General features: G+C 61.1%; 15 protein-coding genes. 7 read left to right on the top strand and 8 right to left on the bottom strand.

The genetic code is table 11. The features are described from left to right. The first annotated feature begins 5 nt into the window (after positions 1 to 5). From GC425_RS00575 to GC425_RS00565, 3 genes are read left to right on the top strand one after another with little or no spacing between them, the layout of a single operon-like run. On the top strand, positions 6 to 1,256 hold the full coding sequence (locus tag GC425_RS00575; RefSeq protein WP_151841530.1) for a cysteine desulfurase: 1,251 nt from the start codon (positions 6 to 8) through the stop codon (positions 1,254 to 1,256). Positions 1,257 to 1,278: 22 nt separating this feature from the next. After that, positions 1,279 to 1,755, top strand: coding sequence for a Fe-S cluster assembly sulfur transfer protein SufU (sufU, locus tag GC425_RS00570; RefSeq protein WP_151841529.1), 477 nt, complete (start codon positions 1,279 to 1,281; stop codon positions 1,753 to 1,755). A 36-nt stretch (positions 1,756 to 1,791) separates the two neighbouring features. Beyond that, positions 1,792 to 2,208, top strand: a complete 417-nt coding sequence (locus GC425_RS00565) for a metal-sulfur cluster assembly factor (protein ID WP_151841528.1) — start codon at positions 1,792 to 1,794, stop codon at positions 2,206 to 2,208. On the opposite strand, the gene GC425_RS00560 is transcribed toward GC425_RS00565, so the two are convergent. Next, the gene (locus GC425_RS00560) at positions 2,187 to 3,356 is read right to left on the bottom strand and encodes a lycopene cyclase family protein (protein WP_151841527.1); all 1,170 of its coding nucleotides are present in this window, start codon (positions 3,354 to 3,356) and stop codon (positions 2,187 to 2,189) included. The genes GC425_RS00565 and GC425_RS00560 overlap by 22 nt on opposite strands. Before the next feature lie 94 nt (positions 3,357 to 3,450). On the opposite strand from GC425_RS00560, the gene GC425_RS00555 reads away from it, so the two are divergent. After that, positions 3,451 to 5,082, top strand: coding sequence for an ABC-F family ATP-binding cassette domain-containing protein (locus GC425_RS00555; protein ID WP_151844159.1), 1,632 nt, complete (start codon positions 3,451 to 3,453; stop codon positions 5,080 to 5,082). Here GC425_RS00555 and GC425_RS00550 read toward each other — a convergent pair. The 6 genes from GC425_RS00550 to acnA all read right to left on the bottom strand — a co-directional run bounded on the left by GC425_RS00550 (position 5,079) and on the right by acnA (position 12,108). Next, positions 5,079 to 5,834, bottom strand: coding sequence for a glutamine amidotransferase (locus GC425_RS00550; protein ID WP_151844160.1), 756 nt, complete (start codon positions 5,832 to 5,834; stop codon positions 5,079 to 5,081). The genes GC425_RS00555 and GC425_RS00550 overlap by 4 nt on opposite strands. Positions 5,835 to 5,927: 93 nt before the next feature. After that, positions 5,928 to 6,683: a hypothetical protein gene (locus tag GC425_RS00545; protein WP_151841524.1), complete on the bottom strand. Its 756-nt coding sequence runs from the start codon at positions 6,681 to 6,683 to the stop codon at positions 5,928 to 5,930. Next, positions 6,683 to 8,053 (bottom strand): PFL family protein, encoded by a 1,371-nt coding sequence (locus GC425_RS00540; RefSeq protein ID WP_151842371.1) that lies wholly within the window; start codon positions 8,051 to 8,053, stop codon positions 6,683 to 6,685. The genes GC425_RS00545 and GC425_RS00540 overlap by 1 nt, the downstream gene beginning before the upstream one ends. Positions 8,054 to 8,177: 124 nt before the next feature. Then, entirely contained in the window at positions 8,178 to 8,447 is a 270-nt protein-coding gene (locus GC425_RS00535) for an ACT domain-containing protein (RefSeq protein WP_151841523.1), read from the bottom strand. Between the two features lie 156 nt (positions 8,448 to 8,603). After that, positions 8,604 to 9,164: a TetR/AcrR family transcriptional regulator gene (locus GC425_RS00530; protein WP_151841522.1), complete on the bottom strand. Its 561-nt coding sequence runs from the start codon at positions 9,162 to 9,164 to the stop codon at positions 8,604 to 8,606. Positions 9,165 to 9,324: 160 nt separating this feature from the next. Next, complete coding sequence (gene acnA, locus GC425_RS00525; protein ID WP_151841521.1) at positions 9,325 to 12,108, bottom strand: aconitate hydratase AcnA; 2,784 nt, start codon at positions 12,106 to 12,108, stop codon at positions 9,325 to 9,327. 296 nt (positions 12,109 to 12,404) lie between these two features. On the opposite strand from acnA, the gene GC425_RS00520 reads away from it, so the two are divergent. Both GC425_RS00520 and GC425_RS09885 read left to right on the top strand, forming a co-directional pair. Next, positions 12,405 to 12,983: a DUF6676 family protein gene (locus tag GC425_RS00520; RefSeq protein ID WP_151844161.1), complete on the top strand. Its 579-nt coding sequence runs from the start codon at positions 12,405 to 12,407 to the stop codon at positions 12,981 to 12,983. Between the two features lie 474 nt (positions 12,984 to 13,457). After that, entirely contained in the window at positions 13,458 to 15,413 is a 1,956-nt protein-coding gene (locus tag GC425_RS09885; protein WP_269434219.1) for a DIP1281 family NlpC/P60 protein, read from the top strand. Positions 15,414 to 15,457: 44 nt separating this feature from the next. On the opposite strand, the gene GC425_RS00510 is transcribed toward GC425_RS09885, so the two are convergent. Beyond that, a complete protein-coding gene (locus GC425_RS00510) occupies positions 15,458 to 16,390 on the bottom strand; it encodes a hypothetical protein (RefSeq protein ID WP_151844303.1) in 933 nt (310 codons plus the stop codon). Between the two features lie 19 nt (positions 16,391 to 16,409). Between GC425_RS00510 and GC425_RS00505 the strand changes: the two genes are divergently transcribed. Continuing rightward, a complete protein-coding gene (locus GC425_RS00505; protein ID WP_151844162.1) occupies positions 16,410 to 17,255 on the top strand; it encodes a DUF3097 domain-containing protein in 846 nt (281 codons plus the stop codon). Positions 17,256 to 17,272 lie beyond the last annotated feature (17 nt).

Here is a 17,272-nt window from a genome sequence, read left to right as displayed (position 1 = left end):
GACACATGTCACACCTAAACACGGAGAAGATCCGCGAGGATTTTCCCATCTTGAGCCGCACCGTCCGTGACGGCCACTCCTTGGTGTACCTGGACTCCGGCGCCACAGCCCAACGCCCTGTCCAGGTGCTCGATGCTGAGCGTGCCTTCCTGACGACACACAATGCTCCCGTTCATCGCGGTGCCTACCAAATCGCGGAAGAGGCAACGGATGCTTATGAAGACGCGCGCGAGGCCATCGCGGACTTCGTGGGCGCCGAATGGAACGAGCTTGCCTTCACGAAAAACGCCACCGAGGCGCTCAACGAGGTGGCCTTCGTTCTGGGCGATCCACGCTCGGGCGACCTGGCTGTGGGGCCGGAAGATGAGATCGTGGTCTCCGAAATTGAGCACCACGCAAACCTTGTGCCATGGCAGGAGCTCGCCCGGCGCACCGGCGCAACTCTTCGCTGGTATTCAGCCACGGAGGATGGCCGCATCGACCTGGACTCTCTGGAGCTTTCTCCTAAGACGAAGGTGGTTGCGCTCACGCACCAGTCGAATGTGACGGGTGCGGTGCTGGACGTTCGCGAGGCTGTCTCGCGGGCGCACGCAGTCGGCGCAGTGTTTGTGCTGGATGCCTGCCAATCCGTGCCACATATGCCCGTGGACTTCCATGACCTGGATGTTGATTTCGCGGCCTTCTCCGGGCACAAGATGCTCGGCCCGAATGGTGTGGGCGTGTTGTACGGCAAGAAGGAACACCTGAATGTGCTGCCTCCATTTTTAACCGGCGGGTCGATGATCGAGAAGGTCACGATGGAGGGAACCACATTCACGGAAGCTCCTCAGCGCTTTGAGGCGGGAACCCAGATGACCAGCCAGGTAGTGGGCCTGGGGGCCGCGGTGAATTACCTGTCTGAGGTGGGCATGGACAACGTTCATGACCACGAGCTGGAACTCACGGACTATGCTCTGCAGAAGCTTCAAGAGATCGAGGGCTTGAGGATCATCGGTCCCACCACAACGGAATCCCGCGGCAGCGCGGTGAGCTTCGTGGTGGACGGGATTCACCCTCATGATCTGGGCCAGGTTCTGGACGATCACGGTGTGAGCATTCGTGTGGGCCACCACTGCGCGTGGCCTGTGCACACGTGCATGGGTGTGCAGGCCACGGCACGTGCAAGCTTCTACCTCTACAACACCACGGATGAGGTGGATCGTTTGGCGGAGGCTATCCGTTCGGCTCAGGTCTTTTTCGGCACGGTGGAACAGTAGTAGTGGGGCTTAAGGTAGTTTTATGAAATTGGAATCGATGTACCAAGAGGTCATCCTTGACCACTACAAGCACCCGCAGCACGCGGGGTTGCGTGATCCTTTCGACGCCGAAGTGCACCACGTAAACACGTCATGTGGCGATGAACTGACGCTGCGTGTCACGCTGTCCGAGGACGGCTCCACCGTGACCGATGTGTCCTACGACGCCATCGGGTGCTCCATCAGCCAGGCCTCCACCTCCGTGATGGCCGAGGAGATCGTGGGCAAGCCCGTCCGGGAGGCCTTCGAGAAGCTCGCCGAGTTTGAGCGCATGATCACCTCCCGCGGCAAGGTGGACGGCGACGATGAAATAATCGGCGACGGTGTTGCGTTTTCTGGAGTGTCGAAGTATCCGGCTCGTGTGAAGTGCGCGCTGCTGGGTTGGAAGGCCTTCGAGGCTGCCGCGTACGACGCGGGCGCCAAACCGCAAGCAGGCGACGATGCCGAGACAGCAGAATAGAACTCTCACGAAAAACACAAGCGACGAGGTAAAACCATGACTGAGCAGGACAACCCCAACCCATCCTCCCCAGAGATGGACCCCAACCCCTTAGAGGCTGTTCCCGAAGGGCCGAAGGAGCGCCCGGCGGAGATGGCTATTCTTGCCGGGAAGGTGGAGGAGTACCTCATGGATGTGATTGACCCGGAGCTGGGGATCAACGTGGTTGATCTTGGACTGGTGTATGACATCTGGGTTGAGGACGGTCACCGTGCCGTGGTCAACATGACCTTGACGTCTCCGGCCTGCCCGCTTCAGGACATGATCGAGGATCAGGCTAACTCCGCGGTGCTGGGCAACGTGGATGAGATCAGCGAGCTGCAGATCAACTGGGTGTGGACCCCGGCGTGGGGCCCTCAGATGATTAACGACGAAGGCCGCGAGCAGCTGCGCTACCTCGGCTTCTCGGTGTAACGCCGCGAGGCCTGGCACTGCCTGCGGCCCCGGCGCAGGGTGTGCCCCAGAATCCGCCACGGGCTCCTCCACAACGGTTGGAGGAACGCGTGGCGGATTCCTGTATGTTTCCGCAGTGTCCACATGGTCCTGGCAACCCCAAGACCATTGTGTCCTTCGAGGTAGGCCACCTGATGCTGCGTCTCAAGCCGGAAGAAGTGCTGGAAAAAGTCCTGGAGTGTGTCACCCTCTGCACGCATGATGAGCTCGGCACCGAGGTTTCGCAGCCAGAATGCCAGCTCCTTATTGGCCTGCGCAGCTACCCAGCGCCGCCACGACTGGCGTATGCCCAGGATCTCATCCAGCAGCGTATCCGCCCACGCGGCGGAATGTGCCACAGAATAGCCCGTCGCGGGGTTAATCAAGCCCGCGCGAGCGCCGAAACATACGCTGCCGTCTCGCGCCTGCGCTCGTGTGCCCATGGGGATGCACACGTGTTCCTCCCGCAGCACCGCGCTGTCGAACGCGTCCCGGGCGACCACGCCTTGAGCATCCAGCCGGTCCCTCAGCTGCTCCCGCAGTTGCGCCACCACTCGGTGATACTCTTCCGCCGACGGGCGCAGCCGATGCGCCAACAGAGTTTCCTCAAACAGCGTCCCATCAGGCAAGTTCTGCACGTAGAGGAAGGACGGCAGTTCCCCCGAGGGGCTCCAATCCATGAACGTAGGCTCGGCGGCTTTATCCATCACCACGCCCACGGCAATCTGAAACGCCGCGTTGTCTCGTGGGGCACCGGTGCAGTCCACCACAGGCAGTGCAGAAGATGCCGCCGATACAGAAGACAGTTGCCGAATACCCTCCGCGTCCACGCTCTCGGTGTGCACCACCGCAACCTGGCGCACCGCTTCCACCACAGCCGCGTTATCCAGGATCCGATAGTGAAAATCCGGGCTGACCGTCTCGCGAGCCACGACCCTTAACTCATAGGGGGCCGAGAGATAGGGGAGAAGCCAGGAGGGGAGATGCTGGGCGTCGAGTATCCCATACGTGGCAGGCCATACCCGCAGCCCTCGTGGATCATGGATATGGGGGCGGAGTCCCCGGTGCGCGGCGCGCAGAGCAAGGAACGCACCCGCGGGGCCGGCGCCAAGGATATGAAGATCGTCCACCCGACCGAGTGTAACCAATCCTCGAATGCCACCAACCACCGCTTCGGCAGACAGGTAGCGCCACCGTGCGTGGAGGCTGCTAAGCTGGCTCTTTGTGATTGTGACCAATGACCTCGAAGTACGTGTTGGAGCCCGAACCCTCCTGAACGCCCCAGGGCAAATGCTGCGGGTGCAGCCGGGTGACCGCATCGGCTTGGTTGGTCGCAATGGCGCGGGCAAAACCACCACTATGCGCATCCTTGCGGGGGAGGGCGAGCCCTATGGTGGTTCCGTCACCCGCTCCGGCGAACTGGGTTACCTGCCGCAGGACTCCAAGGAGGGCGATATTGAGCAGACCGCGCGCGACCGTGTGCTCTCCGCCCGCGGGCTGGATCAGATCCGCAACCAGATGGAACGTCAACAGGAGTTGATGGAGTTCAGCGAGTCCGAGTCGAAGCGGGATGCCGCGATTCGGAAGTACTCCCGCCTGGAGGAGCGCTATCAGGCGCTGGGTGGCTACGAGGCGGACAGTGAGGCCGCTCGCATCTGCGACGCTCTCGGTCTTCCGGAACGCGTGCTGGATCAACAGCTGAAAACGCTCTCCGGTGGTCAGCGCCGCCGTGTGGAGCTAGCGCAGATTCTCTTCGCAGCGACGTCCGGATCGGGCCGTTCCCAAACCACGTTGCTGCTGGACGAGCCCACCAACCACCTGGATGCCGACTCCATCACGTGGCTGCGCGGCTTCCTGTCGAAGCACGAGGGCGGCCTGATCATGATCTCCCACGACGTGGAGCTGCTGGAGGACGTCTGCAATAAGATCTGGTTCCTGGACGCCGTGCGCGGCGAGGCCGACGTGTACAACATGGGCTGGAAGAAATATCTCGACGCCCGCGCGACCGACGAAGCCCGCCGTCGACGCGAACGTGCGAATGCAGAGAAGAAGGCCAGTGCGCTGCGACAGCAGGCGGATAAGCTCGGCGCCAAGGCCACGAAGGCGAAGGCTGCCAAGCAGATGGCAGCCCGCGCCGACCGGATGATGGACAGTCTGGACGAGGTACGCGTAGAGGACCGGGTGGCGTCCATCTCCTTCCCAGAGCCGGCGCCGTGCGGCAAGACCCCCATGAACGCCAAGGGACTGACGAAGATGTACGGCTCCCTGGAAGTGTTCGCGGGCGTTGACCTGGCCATTGACAAGGGCAGCCGCGTGGTGGTGCTGGGGTTCAACGGCGCTGGTAAGACCACGCTGTTGAAGCTTCTCGCCGGGGTGGAGAGAACCGATGGCGAGGGCGGCATTGTCAGCGGCTACGGGCTGAAGGTGGGCTACTTCGCCCAGGAGCACGACACGATCGATGGGGAGAAATCCGTGTGGCAAAACGCCATCGAGGCCTGCCCGGACGCCGGCGAGCAGGACCTGCGCGGCCTGCTCGGCGCGTTCATGTTCTCCGGGGAGCAGCTGGATCAGCCGGCGGGCACGCTGTCCGGTGGCGAGAAGACCCGTTTGGCATTGGCGACGCTGGTGAGTTCCCGAGCGAATGTCCTGCTGCTGGACGAGCCGACGAACAACCTGGATCCCCAGTCGCGCGAGCAGGTGCTCGATGCGCTGCGCACCTACACCGGTGCGGTGGTGCTGGTGACCCACGACCCCGGTGCTGTGAAGGCCTTGGAGCCAGAGCGCGTCATCGTCCTTCCCGATGGCACCGAGGATCTGTGGAACGACGAGTACATGGAGATCGTGGAGTTGGCCTAACGGGAAGCTCGCGCTGCGGCGCGTTCCCTACAGAAGTCAGCGAAGTGCTTCAACAAGCTGTTGGAGACCGACGTATCGTGCCCCTTGAAGGCGGCGTACGTGGCCGCGAGCTTCTGAGGATCCACGTAGCCATCCTCTTCGTAGAAACTCAGACGGCGCGTAATCGCATCCCCATCCATCTCGGGGTGGAATTGGCTAGCCCACATGGTGTCTCCCAGGCGGTACATCTGGGTGGGGCACTGAGGGCTCGTCGCCAGCAGGGTAGCGTTCGGTGGCAGCTCCACCACAGAGTCCTTGTGCCCGGTCATCACGCGAAACGGCGAGGTGATCCGGGACGTGAGGGGGTCGCGGCGGCCGGCGTCGGTTAAAAATGCGGTAGACACCCCTGGGGTCTCGGAATAGGACGCATTGACCTTCCCACCCAGGTAATGAGCGACCATCGCGGTGCCGTAGCAGGCGGCGAAGATGGGGATGCCCTCCTCGCCGGCCTCGACCTGCGAGGTGATGAAGTCCACCAGCTTGCGGGAGATCGCGTCCTGCCAGTGCTCGTCGTAGGGATCGGTGATGGTGAAGGGGGAGCCACCGATAAACACGCCGGTCACGCCGGTCATGTCGCCCAGGGTCGCCTCTGGGGTGTCGAGGGCGCGCTGTTCCAATTCGTGTTCGGAGAGTTGGGCGAAGCGGAGGAAGTCCTGGTATTCGGCGGCGAGGACCTCTTCGCCGCGGCGAGGACACAATAGTACGAACGTCACACACTCAGCATAACAGACCGCTTGGTCTATTTACTAGATTTCAGCCGGGCCACGGCCGTGTGCTTTGCGTGAAGGAGAACCGTTGACGCAGGCTCAGCGCACCCCGGCGTGCGTCAACCCCGCACAGATCTGCTGACGCGTCAGTCCCGTCGCAATGGTCGCCGTGTGTTCCTCGTGGCCATCAATCCACCGCGCAACAGTCCATCCATTGAACGCCTCAGGCTCCAACAGATCCAACGGGGTAGGAGCCGTGTGCAGATCCAACGGCACACCGTTCCTATCCGCAGGCGCGGAGAAGGGCGCAGAATCGAATTGGAATAACTCCTCGCCCTCCGCCGAACAGACCTGCACCCGAGCCTGGAAATAATAGCGCGTGTCCTGATCCAGAGCCTTCGTCCCCTGGTGATGGGACATGTGGGACACCCACACGGCCCCCACGCGGGCGGGCGCGAAGCGCACCCAGCCGTTGTCCCAGGCGCGCTCTACCAACGCCACGCGGCGTCGGTAGGCGCGATGACTCACCGCCACACCCGCCAGCAGTGCTACCGCGATGACCCCCACGGCAACGGCCAGGAGCACGTTCCCGGCCAAGCCCACCGCAACGGCCCAGATCACGCAGCCAGCCGCGCCCAGCAGGCATAAACCTCGGCCCACACCCACACCGGCGACGGGACGCGGTACGGGCAACTGTCCGTGACTCGCCAAGGCCTCGGTGAAGCCGGTCTGACGGGGATCCGTGCTCTCGCCCTCGCGGGGAGAAGAGATGCTCGCAAGGACACTCGGCTGCGCCAACGCCTCCTCAGCCTGCCCGTGAGTGGTACTGGCGTGCGCGTAGTCAAAAACCTTCATTAGTTCCTGAAGCCGTGAACCGGCGCTGGAATGAAGCCTCCACGGTCAATAAACTTCTGATTGCCCACGGAGTTCAGCGTGATGATCGGGGCGTACCCCAGCAGACCACCGAAGTCCACCTCGTCGCCCACGCCCTTACCCGGCACAGGGATGACCCGCACAGCGGTGGTCTTGTGGTTCATCACACCGATAGCCGCCTCGTCGGCAATCATGCCGGAAATCGTGGCTGCAGGCGTATCACCGGGAACGGCAATCATGTCAAAGCCCACCGAGCAAATGGCCGTCATGGCCTCCAACTTGTCGATGGAAATGGAGCCGGAACGGACGGCGTCGATCATTCCCTTATCCTCAGACACAGGGATGAAGGAGCCCGATAGACCACCCACACGCGAGCAGGCCATGAGCCCGCCCTTCTTCACCGCGTCGTTGAGCAGCGCCAGCGCCGCCGTGGTTCCGTGCGTACCCACCTGGTCCAGGCCCATGTGTTCCAGAATGTGAGCCACGGAATCGCCCAGCTCGGCGGTAGGGGCCAGGGACAGGTCCACAATGCCGAAGTTGACTCCCAGACGCTCCGCGGCCATTACGCCCACGAGCTGGCCGGTTCGGGTGATCTTAAAGGCTGCGCGCTTGATTTCCTCGGCAACCTGGTTGAGGGTGGCACCCTCCAGGGATCCCACGGCGCGATCCACCACACCGGGGCCGGACACGCCCACGTTAATCACCACGTCTTGCTCTTCCAGACCATGGTAGGCGCCCGCCATAAACGGATTATCGGACACGGAATTGGCGAAGATCACCAATTTAGCGCACGCGATGGCGGCCTCATCCTTCGTCATCTCCGCACATTCCTTAATGACGTGACCCAAGCGGCCAATGGCATTCATATTGATGCCGGCGCGGGAGGTTGCCACATTGACGGATCCACAGACAACGTCGGTGGTGGACAGTGCCTCGGGTAGGGAATTAATGAGCCGCTTTTCGCCGGCCGTGGCGCCCTTCTCCACCAGCGCGGAATAGCCTCCGATGAAGTTCACTCCCACTTCATTGGCCGCGCGATTGAGCGCCTGGGCGATGAGCACGGGGTTGCCCTCCACCGCCGTCGCCAACACGCCCACGGGGGTCACGCTAATGCGCTTATTGACGATCGGGATGCCTAGTTCTCGCTCAATCTCTTCACACACGGGAACCAGGTTTCGAGCCGTGGATACCACGTGGTCATAGACGGCCTCCGCGGTGTCCTCCATCGTGGCGCGAATGCACGGCACAAGGTTAATGCCCATGGTCACCGTGCGGATATCCAGGCGATAGCGTTCAATCATCTCGATAGTTTCGAGAATATTCATGCTATTGCCGTCGCCAAACGCGGACATTGTGGAGGGGGAGGAGAGGCCAGAGCTGGAAGATTCAGAATAGGAGGAGGAAGAGCGGGAAGTCACAGACAGGGATTCCTTTATCGAGGAGAGGTCACGGGACACGTTCGGTGGCAACTGAGCGCTAGATTTGATGCATCGCGCTGAAAATAGCTTCAGACTGCACCCGGATGACCAGCTTTTCCTGGTCCTCGACTGCCTTCATGGCATCTTGAATATCGGAAATGCCGTGGACGTCATCGTCGAACTGTACGTGCAGAATCATCGTGAAGTACTTGTCCATGATGGTCTGGGAGACATTGAGGATATTGACGTCCAGCTCTGCGCACTTTGCAGAAACAGCAGCAATGATGCCGGTGTGGTCCAATCCGGTGACAGTCATAATTGCAATCATGGGATCTATCGTAACCCGGCGCCGTGCCCCATGCGCGTTAGGGGAGCCCCCGAGGTGTAGTTCACATATAAAGGCCCCCGGTTATCCGGGGGCCTTTATACACGCAGAGCACTTACGCTGTACACGCAGAGCGCCTACGCTATGCGCACACGGCGCCTACGCGCGGAGCATGTTCTCCACATAGTCCAGCGTGGCCGGCACATCAGTGGAGCCTTGGCCTTGGGCCAGGCGAGCCAACACGCCTTCCAGCACGGTTTCCAGCAGCTGCGCCATGGTCTCCACGGAAACGTCTGTGCGCAACTGGCCACTGTGCTGTTGTTCCCTCAAGCGTTCCCGAACGGTGGTTCTTAAGGACACTTGATCCAATTCCCATTTGGCAGAGAAACACGGATCCATATTCACGCGGCGAATAATCTCCACGCGCATGCCCCACCAGTCATTCAGTTTTTCATCAGTCATCATGACGCGAATGGCGCCAATCAGTCCTTCGCTTGCAGCAATATCCGCCATGCGCTTCATGTCATCGTGGGCTACTGCTAAGAACAATGCGTCCTTATTCCCATAGTGGTGAAAAATAGCACCGCGGGATTTCCCGGTTGCTTCTTCCAGCCGCGCGACGGTGGCCCCGTCGTATCCATAGGTCGCAAAGCAATGCCGAGCTCCGCTGAGGATTTCGGATTTCTTTTCCGCTAAGTCCACATCACTTACTTTTGGCATGATCTTCTAGAACTTTCTGCCATGGTGATAGTTAACAGTCGCAGGATGGTGCAACAAAGGCGGCGGGGTTGAGAAATCGTCTCAACGCGCGCCGCCTTCATCGTGGTGGCTTCCCTTAGGGGGGAAGCCTCATCCTGTGAGCTCCGTGAGCGCTGGATGACTACTGAGCCATCATGTTGCGCAGCACGAACTGCAGGATGCCGCCGTTGCGGTAGTAGTCAGCCTCACCAGGGGTGTCGATGCGGGTGACTGCATCGAACTCAACGGTCTCGCCGGACTCCTTGGTTGCGATAACCTTCACGGTCTTTGGAGTGGTTCCGTTGTTCAGCTCCTCGATGCCCTTGATGTCAAAGGTCTCGGTGCCGTCGATGCCCAGGGACTTCCAGGACTCGCCAGCAGGGAACTGCAGTGGAACAACGCCCATACCGATCAGGTTGGAGCGGTGGATACGCTCGAAGGACTCTGCGATAACAGCCTTCACGCCGAGCAGCAGGGTACCCTTCGCAGCCCAGTCACGGGAAGAACCGGTTCCGTACTCCTTACCACCCAGAACGACCAGTGGGGTGTTCTGCGCTGCGTAGTTCTGTGCAGCGTCGTAGATGTAGGCCTGTGGGCCGCCTTCCTGGGTGAAGTCGCGGGTGTAACCACCGGAGATGCCGTCCAGCAGCTGGTTCTGCAGGCGGATGTTCGCGAATGTACCGCGCACCATGACCTCGTGGTTACCACGGCGAGCACCCAAGGAGTTGTAGTCCTTGCGCTCCACGCCGTTGGCGTCCAGGTACTGTGCCGCAGGGGTTCCTGGCTTGATGGTGGAAGCAGGGGAGATGTGGTCGGTGGTGACCGAGTCGCCCAGCAGTGCCAGAACGCGTGCGCCAGCGATGTCGTTGACTGGTTCTGGCTCCTTGCTCATGCCATCGAAGTATGGAGCCTTGCGGATGTAGGTGGACTTCTCGTCCCAGGCGAAGGTCTTGCCGGTTGGGGTCTCCAGACCCTGCCAGCGCTCGTCGCCCTTGAAGACGTCCGCGTAGTCGGCGGTGTACAGCTCCTTGGTGATGGAGGAGGCGATGGTCTCCTCGATCTCCTGGGTGGTTGGCCAGATGTCGCGCAGGAAGACGTCGTTGCCGTCCTGGTCCTGACCCAGTGGCTGGGTCTCGAAGTCGAAGTCCATCGTTCCGGCGATTGCGTAGGCAATAACCAGGATTGGGGACGCCAGGTAGTTCATCTTGACGTCTGGGTTGATGCGGCCTTCGAAGTTACGGTTACCGGACAGCACAGCGGTGGCAGCCAGGTCGCCCTCGTTGATGCCTGCGGAGATCTCCTCTGGCAGCGGGCCGGAGTTACCGATGCAGGTGGTGCAGCCGTAGCCGACCAGGTAGAAGCCCATAGCCTCGAGGTCCTTCCACAGACCGGAAGCCTCGTAGTAGCCGTTGACAACCTGGGAGCCAGGGGCCATGGAGGTCTTCACCCATGGAGCGGACTTCAGGCCCTTGGCAGCAGCGTTGCGTGCCAGCAGACCTGCACCGATCATCACGGATGGGTTGGAGGTGTTGGTGCAGGAGGTGATGGATGCGATGGCAACCATACCGTGGTCCAGCTCGATGTCCTCGCCGTTGTAGTTCACAACGGTTGGGTTGGATGGGCGGCCGTCTGCACCGCGTGCTGCGGATGGCAGGTTGCCCTTAGCGTCCGCTGCGGATGCTGGAGTCTGCTCCACGCCACCTTCGGAGTCCATGTCGGTGGCAGCCTCGGTGTCCACCACGTCGATGTAGTTATGGAGGTCCTTGCGGAACTGAGCCTTGGCGTCGGACAGTTCGATACGGTCCTGTGGGCGCTTTGGACCAGCGATGGAAGGAACGACGGTGGACAAGTCCAGCTCGAGGTACTCGGAGTACTCGACCTCGGCCTCTGGGTCCAGCCACATGCCCTGCTCCTTGGCGTAGGCCTCAACGCGGTCCAGGGTCTCCTGGTCGCGGCCGGTCAGCTCAAGGTACTTGATGGTCTCTTCGTCGATCGGGAACATGGCGGCGGTGGAGCCGAACTCTGGGGACATGTTACCGATGGTTGCACGGTTAGCCAGTGGCAGTTCGGCGACACCCTTGCCGTAGAACTCAACGAACTTGCCGACCACGCCGTGCTGACGCAGCATGTCGGTGATGGTCAGAACGACGTCGGTGGAGGTCACACCGGTCTGGATTTCGCCGGTCAGCTTGAAGCCAACAACGCGAGGGATGAGCATGGAGATTGGCTGGCCCAGCATTGCTGCCTCGGCCTCGATGCCACCAACACCCCAGCCCAGGATGCCCAGGCCGTTTTCCATGGTGGTGTGGGAGTCGGTACCCACACAGGTGTCTGGGTATGCCACGCCGTTGTTGTCGAAGACGGAGCGTGCCAGGTACTCGATGTTGACCTGGTGAACGATACCGGTTCCTGGAGGAACAACGCGGAAGTTCTCGAAGGCGCCGGTGCCCCAACGCAGGAACTTGTAGCGTTCGTCGTTGCGCTGGTACTCGATGGCAACGTTCTTCTCGAAGGCCTCAGAGTCACCGAAGTTCTCGATGATCACGGAGTGGTCGATCACCATCTCGGCTGGGTTCAGCGGGTTGACCTGGTCTGCGTCGCCGCCGAGCGCGACCACTGCGTCGCGGATGGTGGCGAGGTCGACGATACAAGCAACACCGGTGAAGTCCTGCATGATTACGCGTGCAGGGGTGAACTGGATCTCGATGCTTGGCTCAGCGGTTGGATCCCAGTTGGCGATTGCTTCGATGTGCTCGCGAGTGATGTTCTTGCCATCCTCGTTGCGCAGCAGGTTCTCGCCCAGAACCTTCAGGGAGTATGGCAGCTTCTCCATGCCGGGCACTGCGGACAGGCGGAAGATGTCGTAGGTCTTCTCGCCAACCTCTAGTGGGCCCTTGGCATCAAAGGAGTTAACGCTTTCAGTCATAGGTAGCTCCTGAGTCTCTTCTCTTAGTCGTTCGTGTCGCCACCGCGAAAGCATCGAGGGTATCGGTGCTTTGTGGTCCGAGTTCGTCAAGGACGTTGGGCGCGGGTGCCAACTACTACAGTGTAGGCAGAAGTCGTCGCGCGACGTCGACTCAGAGTTTAACAGTACGGTCGTTATGCTGCCGAATTGGTGGGCTACCAGCGTGTCACGAACCCCCCTAAACTAGTGAGGCTGGTAAAAACCTGGGTAGCCCGTCGCTGCACACCAGTGAATTACTTCTATTTTTGGAGCTATAGATGTCCTTAGACGCCACGTCTTTTGGGTCTTTGGGAACCGTTGACCTCCCCGCGATAGCCAACGTCCTGCGCACCGGTGACGTCTATGTCTCCTCCGATCTTTTTGGACCCGACGCCGAAGCCTCCGTCACAACGCTGTCCGACAATATTCAGGCATCTATTGATTCAACGCTGGCAGATCCCGCAATGAAGGAAGCCCTTGGGGTAGTCAAGGTGGTTGTGGTGAGCCGGAGTGAGCAGAACGGACAATTCGCACGCGATATCGGGCAGGCACTACTGGACAACACGGATGCGGACACCGTGGTGGTGGATACCCAAGCTGGCCGCCATAACGACACAGTGTCTACCTCCATTTCGCGAGCTCGGATTGAGAAGAACCTGCCGAAGCTCTCAGGCGAACAGTCAGCCGAATCTATCGAGAGCTACCTTCATGCCATCGCAGAGCCTGAATCAACCCTTGCCGTCAATTCCCTCACCTTGACTGCAGTGATCGTCACAGTTCTGATTTCTACCTGGGCCGCGCTCATCACTTTCCCGCACGTAAAGAAGCGATCAGAGATATCCCGTCATCGCCGGTAATTCCGCAGCAAAAATAACTATCTTTCCCGTCAAGCACGCAGACTTGACGGGTCTCATTTTTCCATTGAGAGTTATGGGACTACTTGAGGGTTTCGCAACACACCACGCCGCCACTTTCTAAAATGTGACGAGTATCACAATTCTTATATAACGATCTGGTAACGCCCTGGTCAAGTCAGCAGTCGCGACTCATGTGACTAATGTGAAGCATGGTGTAAGCGGGAAAAGAGTTCACAGGATTGACCAGAGTGTCCTAGGGTTCTTGCTGTCAGTCCGAGTTACGGATTTGACCCACTGTGATTCACATGAGGAATCGCATGCCACACCGTGAAGAGCGCAAGAGTCTCTTTCGGGACCGGTACTAGCCGCATGGGGAAGTGCGATTAGCCGGACCGGGGAGACGCGCGTGCCACATGCGGTACGGCGGCACCACCTCATCAGTGCGTCACACGAAGAGTTCTACAGGAGTTTTACGTGAGCACACGGCAGATCCAACGCCGCGCGACTACCGCAAAGATCGGGCGGAGCAGTCGCGCACTCTTGGCGTTCACTGCAACCGCAGGCGTCACCTTCCATGCGACTACGTTCCCTACCGCCCTGGCAGACGATCAGGCATCCGTCGAGTCTTACCTCGCCGACCTGGTCGGCCAGGTAACCGACGCTGAGAGTCAAGTGTCTGAACTTGAAGGAAAGATCGGTGGACTGCGCGAGTCCAGTAATAAGGCTCGCGTTGACCTCGCTCAGGCGCAGGATGAGGCCCAGAAGGCCCAGGACGCGGTGAACTCAGCTCGCGAACGCCTGGACAAGAGTGACAAGGACGTCACGGATGCCCAGAGCAAGCTGGACGAGATCGCTCGTTCCGCCTACGCACAGGGCGGCGACGCCCTGGCGGTGAACCTGGCCGCTGGCGGTTCCGATGCCGTTGCTGACACTCTTGATCGCAGCTCGTTTATCAAGTTGGCCACGGAGAAGCAGCAGTCCGAGGTTGATCGCCTCGACCTTGCTCGTACCCAAACCGCCAACGAAGAATCCACGTTGCGTGCATCCCGATCCACTGCGGACAGTGCTTTGTCCTCCGCAGTCGATGCATACAAACAGGCGAACGAAGCTCTTCAGCAGTCCATGAACACCTTGGCCGAACTTCAGCAGCGCTATCAGCAGCTGAAGGTTGACCGCGAGAAGGCAGAGGCTCGTCTCCGCGCTGCGCGCAGCGCCGTCGATACCTTGGCCAACTCCAACCCGGAGGCGTCGAGCTTTGATAAGCGCCGCGCCGCCGAGGAAGCGGTCAGCAAGGCCGATAACGACATCAGCGCTATCGACGCAGCCAAGGATGAGGACGAGACAGAGGCTCAGACTGAAGACTCTCAGGCAGCAGAAGACACCCAAGCTGCAGAGGACTCTCAGGCCGCTGAGGGCGACGCGTCTAATGCTGACAGCGACATGGACTCCAACTCCGCCGATGTCACCCCCTGGGCGGGTACCGCCAAGGGCGGGAAAAAGAAGAAGGCCACGTCGTCCGTGAAGATTCCTGATGTATCCGGAATCCAAACCACGTTTGAAGGCTCCTCCTCCGGGGACTCGCAGCGCCAACAGGCTATTAACGGCCTGGTGAAGGCTGGCGAGGCTGCTGTACTGGCAGGCTTCACGGCCTACGCCGGCAAGGGTGACGAGAAGACCGCCGCCCAGGCAGCCATCAAGGAAGGCCGCCGGGTCGCCGGCGAACAGTACGACGCGGCGATGGCGAACCAAGCCAGCGCCACCACCACTGGTGGCGGTACTACGACGACCACCACGACGGACAGCGCTACGGCAACCACAACCACGGGAACGACGGATTCGACCACCGGTGGTACGACCGACACCATGGACTCGACCACGGGTACCACTAGAACCACGGACTCTGACTCCACTGCCACCGGTGCTACGGGCACCACCGGCAACAACGGAACCGCGACCACTCAGAGCACCAAGCCCGCCGACTCCAGCGTGGACACCTCTGGGGATGCCGCAGCAAAGATCGAACGCGTCATCGCACGCGCCAACTCCCAGCTGGGCGTGAGCTACGCCTGGGGCGGCGGCGGACCGAACGGCCCAACACTCGGCATCCGCGACGGTGGAGTAGCAGACGCCCACGGCGACTACGCCAAGGTAGGCTTCGACTGCTCCGGACTCATGATGTACGCCTTCGCCGCCGTGGGCATCCAGCTGTCCCACTACTCCGGATACCAATACACCGCCGGTCGGCAGGTGCCGGTCTCTGAGGCAAAGCGTGGAGACATGCTCTTCTGGGGACCAGGCGGCAGCCAGCACGTGGCGCTCTACCTCGGTAACGGACAGATGATCGAGGCACCACAGTCCGGCTCCACGGTGCAGGTGTCCAACGTCCGCTGGAGCGGGATCCAGCCCATGGCCGTGCGCTTGATAGAGTGACGCGCTCGCACGGTAACCGCTAGCGCGCCAACATCTGCGAGCCGCTAGCGCACCAGCTCCCGCAGGGCATAATCCACGGCAACCATCCTCGCCACACGGACAGCTTTCATCATCGGCAGGAGGTGCGGATCCAGATCCGCGCCTCCTGCCGATCGTGTGCTCAGGTCAATAATCGCCGCCACTGTGTCCGCCCTCGCCATCAGGCGCTGGCTCCGAGTGGGAACCCCCGGTGGGACACCAGGCAGACCAAAGGCATCGGCCAGGCTTCCCACCGCCAAGCGAACGCCCTGCGCGCCACCGCGGAAGGACACAAGCCCCGGGCTGTGGCCCGAAGATTCCACCATCCGGGTGGAGTTCTCCACCGCGTGGCGCAGCATCTCATCGGCCTCTCCCGGACTGTACACGGGCAGCGGAGGCACGGGCTGATCCACCACGTACCACGTCCACAAAACCTCCTCGGGAAAGCCCTCGAAACCCCCGCCAGAAACGAGACCTGGAGCGTGGTCCTGCCTCGGAGACTCACCCGACACCACACCCACATCTGGGACGAGGACGTGGCACCGAGCAGGCTGGGCGTCGGATAAAACAATCCCAGATCCCACCCGCATCACATGATCGGCAGCGCCCGTCCCCGCAGGCAACAGGGGAACATCGCCAGGGCCAGCCAACAACAAAGACACCAACGGGCGATCCTCCAGCCCCATCGGTGCACCCTCGGTCACCTCGCGGGCCTTGGCCATCAGACCCACCAACCCCGCAACCGGCGCCTCCGGCACGATCTCCGGGGCGATCGCCACCACCTCATCGGCGAACACCACACGATGCCTCGAGCCCTGCACCGCATGAAACGCATCGATCACATAATCCGCACCGATCACGTCATGCAACCACCAGCCCAACCACAGGGCAGTATTTTGCACAGGCGACCACAGCTGTCGATACAAAGTGTTGGGAGATTCGATGTACGTCACCCGCATTAGCCTAAGCTTGTTGCCCATGAGCTTCAATCACCACGATCCCTATGGCGGCGATATTCTCAAGGGTCATGCCCGCCAAGCACGGAAGACCTATCCCCAGATCCCTGCGGAAAAGGACATGGTTGTCGAGGTCATCGCGGATGATTTCGTGGGCGCTATCGTCGGCGGGGAACGAACCGCGGAGGGGGATTTCATTCGCCTCGAGGATCGCTACGGCGCCACCCGCCTGTTTAAACTCCGCGAGGGAGCGTTCCTGCTGGAGGGGCAGCAAGTCACGCTGACGCGCTACATCGACCCCACGCTCCTCCCGCCGCAGCAGCGCATGTCCAACTCCGGCTCCCGGAAGGTGCAGGGGGTTCAGGCCAAGGTTGCTGCCCCTTCGCGCATCTGGGTCGAGGGACTGCACGACGCCGCCATCGTGGAGCAGGTGTGGGGCCATGACCTGCGGGTCGAGGGAGTGGTGGTCGAGTTCATCGAGGGGCTGGATAACCTGCCAGAGATGCTGCGGGAGTTCGGACCTACCGCCGACCGACGCGTGGGCGTGCTGGCCGATCACCTCATTGAAGGAACGAAGGAATCCCACATCGCCCGGGACCTTGGACCGCACGTCATGGTCACCGGCCATCCGTACATTGACATCTGGGAGGCGGTGAAGCCCTCCAGCGTGGGGATCACAGCCTGGCCGCAGGTGCCGCGCGGGGAGGATTGGAAGACGGGAGTGTGCGAGCGACTGGGGTGGGGGACTCCGCGCGAGGGCTGGGCGCGGGTGTACCGTTCCGTGCACAGTTTCCGCGACCTCGATTCCTCGCTGATCGGCGCGGTGGAACGGTTGATTGATTTTGTGACCGAGCCGCAGGGTTATTAGACCAGTGGACTATTAGA

The sequence above is a fragment of the Corynebacterium sp. zg254 genome (genome assembly GCF_024701495.1).
Lineage (GTDB): Bacteria > Actinomycetota > Actinomycetes > Mycobacteriales > Mycobacteriaceae > Corynebacterium > Corynebacterium zhongnanshanii.
Note: the sequence above shows the minus strand (reverse complement) of the source record. Positions and strands in the feature narration are given on the sequence as shown.